The organism is Flavobacterium lotistagni (genome assembly GCF_011392125.1).
GTDB lineage: Bacteria > Bacteroidota > Bacteroidia > Flavobacteriales > Flavobacteriaceae > Flavobacterium > Flavobacterium lotistagni.
On record NZ_JAAJBU010000021.1, the window covers coordinates 1 to 6,280 of the forward strand.

Sequence of the window (6,280 nt, forward strand, 5' to 3'; positions counted from 1 at the left end):
CAAGCATTGAGATTAAGCGATACGAAAGCATATAAAAACGGAATTGTAGAATTAACATACGAAATCACCAAGTAATATTGGCAAAAGGAAACACAGCCTGTAACAGCCGCCACGCGATCATTGCTGGGTTTTTCTTAGCCGGAAGTTTTGTTTTCACGTAGAAATTCTATCTTAGCGGAGAATACTCGGTTCGCTTTTCCGCAACGTCGCGTGGCGGCAAACCGTTATGCCTCATGCTAAAAAAACCACGTAAATTTAAAATACAAACAATGGAAATTGACGCTTTATTAAAATTGATACAAGATTGGACCAATCGAGTTCCATTAATTATTTTGGGAAGTGGCGCATCGGTTCCATTTCGACTTCCATCAATGTGGTCATTAGGTGAACATTTAAAAAATGAAATATCTTTTACTGAAGCTGAAGACATAAGTCAATTTGAAGAATTCAAAACATTATTAGATAAAGTCAAAGATTTGGAAGCTACTTTACTTCAAATTCAGCTTCGACCAAATGTTTTAGAAAAGGTAATTTTTGAAACGTGGACACTTGTTAACAAACACGACGTTGAAGCATTTGAAAATTTACTTGAAGGAAAAATAGATTTTCCGCTCGCAGAACTAACGAACCATTTACTTAAAGCAGCTCAAAGAAAAGTATCAATTGTAACAACTAATTATGATAGACTTGCTGAATACGCAGCGAGTTTTTCAAATGCTTTTATCTGCACTGGATTTTCACAAAACTTCGTAGGTCATTTTTCTAAAAGCATACATCAACAAGATTTAACAAAACTTAATGGCTTTAAAGGTCAAGTGAATATTTGGAAAGTTCATGGTTCTTTAGATTGGTTTAAATCACAAGATGAAATTGATAGACAATTACCCTATCGTTTAACCATTCCAGTTAATCACAAACCGTTAATCGTTACACCAGGTCTTTCCAAATATTACGAAACTCAATTGGAACCATTTAGAACTATATTCACAGAAGCAGATAATGAAATTGAAAAAGCTACTTCGTTTTTATGCATTGGCTATGGTTTTAATGATATCCATGTTCAACCAAAATTGCTTGCACAAATTAAGAGCGGTAAGCCAATCATAGTAATTACAAAAGAACTCACACCAAAAACAAAGCATTCGATAATTGATGCCGGATGTAAACAGTATATCTTGATTGAAGAAATTAACGGAAAAGATACTCGTATTTATTCTTCTTCATTTAGCGGAGAACTAATTATACCAGACGTTAATTATTGGGCACTTTCGGAATACATCAAACTAATAAAAAACTAAAATGGCAATATTTAATTTTGAGGATAACCAAGCGATTGGCACTGTTTTCAGTGTCGACACGGCGACAGTAGTAATTAAGGTTCAAGAACTTGAGAAACTAAGAAAGCTACATGTAAATCAACTTGTGGCAATAAGAAGTGCAAAAGCTGGACAACATCTTATTGGTCTAATAAACCGAATAACACGAAAAGCATCCGACGAAGAAAACCCAGTAGAAAATGATTTAGGTTTGAGTGGCTTTCTTTTTACAGAGAATATTCTCAAGGTAAACCTTATTGGGACTTTACTTGACAAGCATGGCTTAAAAGAAAATGTTTTCAAACGTAATCTCGATACTGTTCCTGAAATAGAGGCACAATGTTTTCCCGTAGATGGAGAAAACATTACAAAATTCATGACTACAATATCAAGTCAAGAGAATTATAAAATTCCTTTAACAATCGGAAAATATTCAATTGATGAACAAGCACAAGCTTTCTTAGATGGAGATAAATTATTTCAACGCCATGCTGTAATTGTTGGAAGTACGGGTTCAGGTAAATCTTGGTGTGTTGCAAAATTGATAGAGCAAATTGCGCAACTTCCAATGGCTAATTCTATATTGTTTGATATTCATGGAGAATACAGTGGAAAAGACTTTAAAATGGAGGGATTACAACACTTACGTGTTGCAAATCCTTCCGATTTAGGTAAGAAAGGAAATCTTGAGAATGATGTTTTAATGCTACCTTATTGGCTTCTTACATATGAAGAAATGCTCGCTATGCTACTTGACAGAAGCGACAGCAATGCGCCAAATCAAGCAATGCTTTTTTCTAAAACTGTATTTGCAGAAAAGTTGAAATATTTAGATGAAATAGGTGACAAAACATTCGGAAGCAGTATCACAATTGACAGCCCTATACCATATAAAATTGATAATATCCTTCAAGAACTTGCAGAATTAGACGAACAAATGGTTGAAGGAGCAAGAGCAGGAACAGAAAAGCAAGGAACTTACTTTGGGAAATTAACAAGGTTTGTTCAAAGGCTAGAGGCAAAAAAACAAGACAAAAGACTTGGCTTTCTTTTTCAAATTTCTGATGACGAGTTAGACATAAATTGGTTAAATAAACTATGTGAAAGATTAATGTTAGGGACAACTTCCAACCCTAAAAAAGCTGGTGTTAAAATCATTGATTTTTCAGAAGTGCCATCTGACGTTTTACCATTGGTAATTGGTTTAGTAGCAAGATTAGTTTTTACGGTTCAACAATGGACTGTTAGGGAAAACCAACATCCAATAGCTTTACTTTGTGACGAAGCACACCTTTACATTCCCGAAAGAACAAATCAAGACGCTGCATCCGAATTAGGACTAAAAAGCTTTGAAAGAATTGCAAAAGAAGGTAGAAAATATGGGGTTAGTTTAACTGTAATAAGTCAAAGACCAGCAGAAGTGAATAGAACAGTGTTAAGCCAGTGTAATAACTTTATAGCACTAAGATTATCAAATGCAGAAGATCAAGCAGTAATCAAAAGGTTGTTACCTGACAATCTATCAGGACTTACAGATGTATTACCGATTTTAGATATTGGAGAAGCTCTTGTAGTTGGTGATGCTTCATTACTTCCAACAAGAATAATTATAGACGAACCGAATATTAAGCCTGAAAGCGCAACCGTTAAATTCTGGAAAGAATGGAGTAATGACAATTCAAAACAGGACATCGCTACAGCAGTAAGTGGTCTAAGAAAACAATCCAAATCATGAAGCACGAGGCATAACAGCGGTCTCGTCGCAATGTCTGGAATTTCTTAGCCTCTACTCTATTTTTCACGAAGAAATTCTATCTTTAGCGGAGAAAACTCGGTTCGCAAATCCGCCACTGCGCGAGGCCGCGAACCGTTAGCTGCAAACCTAAAATGAACGACAATGAAAGAAAAGAACTTTTTGAGAATCGGTGTCTTTTACGACGGCACATATTTTACGAGAGCTCAAAACTATTTTTGGGGTCAAAAAAAAGGATGGTTATCATTTCAAGAATTTCATAAACTTCTTGAAAAATGTATTAGTTCGAAAGAACAAGGACATACAGCGTACAAAGTTGTGTATTCGGCTTGGTTTCAAGGAATATACAAAGAAAGTCAAGCAAGTGAGGAAAATCTAAGATTAGATAGAAAAAGACACATCGATTTATTACATGCTGGAATAGAACCTAAAAACGTACCGATGTCTGAATCGCAAGGAGAAAAAGGCATTGATGTTTACATGGCTGTCGAAACGTTGCAAGTTGGATTAGATGATAAAATTGACATAGCCGTTCTTGTAACAGGCGATGGAGACTTCGTTCCATTAGTACGAACTTTAATGAAGAATAGTGTCCGAGTTTTAATTTCATATTTTGAATTTGAGGCAGATAATAAGAAGAGTTTTGTAAATGAAAGACTTGTTAATGCGGCTAATTATTCTATCAACATTAATAAACTAGAGGGCGATCGAGATTACAAAACTGATTTCGCGACAATATTCAGACAAGTTAATGAAACAAAAAGAAAGGCATACTAAATAAAAGGTCTACAGCTAACACTTGCTACGCGATCATCGCTGGTATTTCTTAGCCGGAAGTTTTGTTTTAACGAAGAACTTTTTACCTTAGTGGAGAATATCCGTTGCGCGAAGCCGCGACGTCGCGTAGCAAGATAACGTTAGTGGCAAGCAAACCGAGATAACGGAGAAACTGACAAACTAAATGAATCCAAAATGAAAATTAGAATCCTTGTAATTTTATTTGTCCTTGTGTTTTTGACAGCATTATCTAGTTGGTCATTTTATACTCGTAGCAATATGGATTACAATTCAGAAGGAACTTATTTTGATGAAAATTCATTAGTTACATACAATGAGCAAGCTCTGTTAGTTTACGGAATGGTTGCATTTATATTTTTGACATTGACATTATTAACAACGTGGAAGTTGAAATCAATTATCAAAAAAAATCCAATATCGAAAAACAGAGCATTATGAAGACGATAATATTAATGTTGATTGTAGCAGTCATTATATCTTGTAAAAATGAAAAAGAAAGTCAACATAAAATAGAGCGAACACAAACCGATAAAAAAGACAACGATACTATTGAAATATCTAAAAAACATAAAATCAACAAAATTATATGTGATCTAGACGGAGATAAATCGAATGAAATTGCAGAAATTGTCAGAAGCACTAAAAATGGAAAAAGTGGATTGCGAATAATATTCGGACATGGAAAAAGAACAGATTATTTTGGAATGGGAAATGATATTTTAAATCAAGGTTTCGACGAGATTGATTGGGTAGAAATATTTGAAAAAGCACCAAAGAACAAAACTTATTGGAATAATGTAAGTGACGATGGCGAACTATTATCCGAGGAAGAAATAAAAGAATCTGATAAAATTAAACTCTTAAATGATGGAATTTACCTGCATGCGGAAGAAAGTTGTGGTGGAGGAATAATTTATCTAAACAATGGAAAATATGATTGGATTCAACAAGAATAAATTGCCAGCCACTAACCGCGTGCAAAATTCATGGCTGGTTTTGTGGTAATTGTGCGTTTATTTTTCCTATTTTCGTTTTGTGCTAGTGGACAAAACTCGGCCGGCAAGTCCGCCACGAACCATGCACGCAGACCGTTAGCAGTCATTACAAAAAAACCGATGAAAAACCTCATTTTAATTTTTTTAATTGTTCCTTGCTTTATCAATTGTAATCAAAAAGCGGAGATTACCGAAAACTCAAAAATTGTTCTTCCGCCGCCGCCGAAGGTATTTGACAAAAATAATTTGATTGGTTTTGCTTGTTATTATGACGGTGAAGAATCGAACCCAGTGAAGTTATTTGGTGAACTTATCAAAAGCAAAAAATACTCACTAATTATAAATAAACTGAAAAGTGAAACTGCTGCTGAGAAATATCTGTCAACGATAGTTTGTAAAAGACTTGAACAAAAGAAAATAATAACATTAACTAAATCAGAATTGGATCAAATTAATCAAAATATGATTAGTCAGAAAAAAGTAACAATATGTTCAGGTTGCACTGAAGAAGACGAACTTACCATAGAAGAAATGTTTTCTGATAATTTTTTATCCGACGATGTAGAAGAATGGCTAAGCAATATGATAAAGTAACGCCTGCTAACCCTACCTACGCGAGCACCGCTGGTTTTTCCTAATTTCACGTCTGGTTTTCACGAAGAAATTCTATCTTAGCGGAGAATACTCGGTTCGCTAATTCCGCGCCGTCGCGTAGCTAGCAACCGTTGTGCGCGATTTTGGTGGACAGAAATCTGAAAGCAGTTCCGGAAAATTATGGCTCAAAAAAATTGGAAAATATAAACCGAAAATTTTGAGCGCGAAACCGACAAAACAACTTTAAAAAGTTGCTGGACAAATTAACCGAAAAATTATTGAGCATAAGCTTTGAGCAAATTGTAAAATCTGAATTTAGTTGAGCTTTATCTTGGAAAAAGTTAGCCTTTTACTGGTTAGCAAATCCGCGAGCAACTTTTTAAATACTCAATAGCTTGGAGCAACTTTGCGGAATGTGTTTGCTTGACTTCTACTCTACTTAATTCTAACTGAAAAAAAAATGAAAAAGTGTTTGCCAAAATTTCCTTTGAAAGTTGTAGAAAATTGTAAAGGCATATTGGAATAGAAAAGTTGGAGTTTGCCAAATTTTACCTGAGCGCGTAAGTAAATATTAAAACCACGCACAACCGCGTGCAAAATTCATGGCTGGTTTTGTGGTAATTGAACGTTTATTTTTCCTATTTTCGTTTTGTGCTAGTGGACAAAACTCGGCTGTCAAACCGCCACGAACCATGCACGCAAACCGTTAACGGTCAGTTTGGAAAACCAGAACATTGAAACTTAAATTGTAGAGTTGGAACTGCATAGTTTGATACAAACGAAACTTGAAAATTGGAGTTTGAAAATTGAAGTTACAAAGCTAA

The 6,280-nt window shown here is 34.8% G+C and carries 6 protein-coding genes; all 6 read left to right on the forward strand.

The window, feature by feature from the left end; all coding sequences use genetic code 11:
- Window positions 1–269 precede the first annotated feature (269 nt).
- The 6 genes from G4D82_RS14180 to G4D82_RS14205 all read left to right on the forward strand — a co-directional run bounded on the left by G4D82_RS14180 (window position 270) and on the right by G4D82_RS14205 (window position 5,456).
- Window positions 270–1,298: an SIR2 family protein gene (locus G4D82_RS14180; RefSeq protein WP_166337959.1), complete on the forward strand. Its 1,029-nt coding sequence runs from the start codon at window positions 270–272 to the stop codon at window positions 1,296–1,298.
- A 1-nt stretch (window position 1,299) separates the two neighbouring features.
- Entirely contained in the window at window positions 1,300–3,051 is a 1,752-nt protein-coding gene (locus tag G4D82_RS14185; RefSeq protein WP_166337960.1) for an ATP-binding protein, read from the forward strand.
- 162 nt (window positions 3,052–3,213) lie between these two features.
- Window positions 3,214–3,846 (forward strand): NYN domain-containing protein, encoded by a 633-nt coding sequence (locus G4D82_RS14190; protein ID WP_166337961.1) that lies wholly within the window; start codon window positions 3,214–3,216, stop codon window positions 3,844–3,846.
- Window positions 3,847–4,041: 195 nt separating this feature from the next.
- Window positions 4,042–4,305, forward strand: a complete 264-nt coding sequence (locus G4D82_RS14195; protein WP_166337962.1) for a hypothetical protein — start codon at window positions 4,042–4,044, stop codon at window positions 4,303–4,305.
- A complete protein-coding gene (locus tag G4D82_RS14200) occupies window positions 4,302–4,823 on the forward strand; it encodes a hypothetical protein (RefSeq protein ID WP_166337963.1) in 522 nt (173 codons plus the stop codon). The genes G4D82_RS14195 and G4D82_RS14200 overlap by 4 nt, the downstream gene beginning before the upstream one ends.
- Before the next feature lie 30 nt (window positions 4,824–4,853).
- Window positions 4,854–5,456 (forward strand): hypothetical protein, encoded by a 603-nt coding sequence (locus G4D82_RS14205; RefSeq protein ID WP_166337964.1) that lies wholly within the window; start codon window positions 4,854–4,856, stop codon window positions 5,454–5,456.
- The last annotated feature ends 824 nt before the right edge of the window (window positions 5,457–6,280 follow it).

Excerpts from the sequence above, each read along its gene's own strand:
- G4D82_RS14180 (WP_166337959.1), top strand. The coding sequence starts at position 270 with ATGGAAATTGACGCTTTATTAAAATTGATACAAGATTGGACCAATCGA.
- G4D82_RS14185 (WP_166337960.1), top strand. The coding sequence starts at position 1,300 with ATGGCAATATTTAATTTTGAGGATAACCAAGCGATTGGCACTGTTTTC.
- G4D82_RS14190 (WP_166337961.1), top strand. The coding sequence starts at position 3,214 with ATGAAAGAAAAGAACTTTTTGAGAATCGGTGTCTTTTACGACGGCACA.
- G4D82_RS14195 (WP_166337962.1), top strand. The coding sequence starts at position 4,042 with ATGAAAATTAGAATCCTTGTAATTTTATTTGTCCTTGTGTTTTTGACA.
- G4D82_RS14200 (WP_166337963.1), top strand. The coding sequence starts at position 4,302 with ATGAAGACGATAATATTAATGTTGATTGTAGCAGTCATTATATCTTGT.
- G4D82_RS14205 (WP_166337964.1), top strand. The coding sequence starts at position 4,854 with ATGGCTGGTTTTGTGGTAATTGTGCGTTTATTTTTCCTATTTTCGTTT.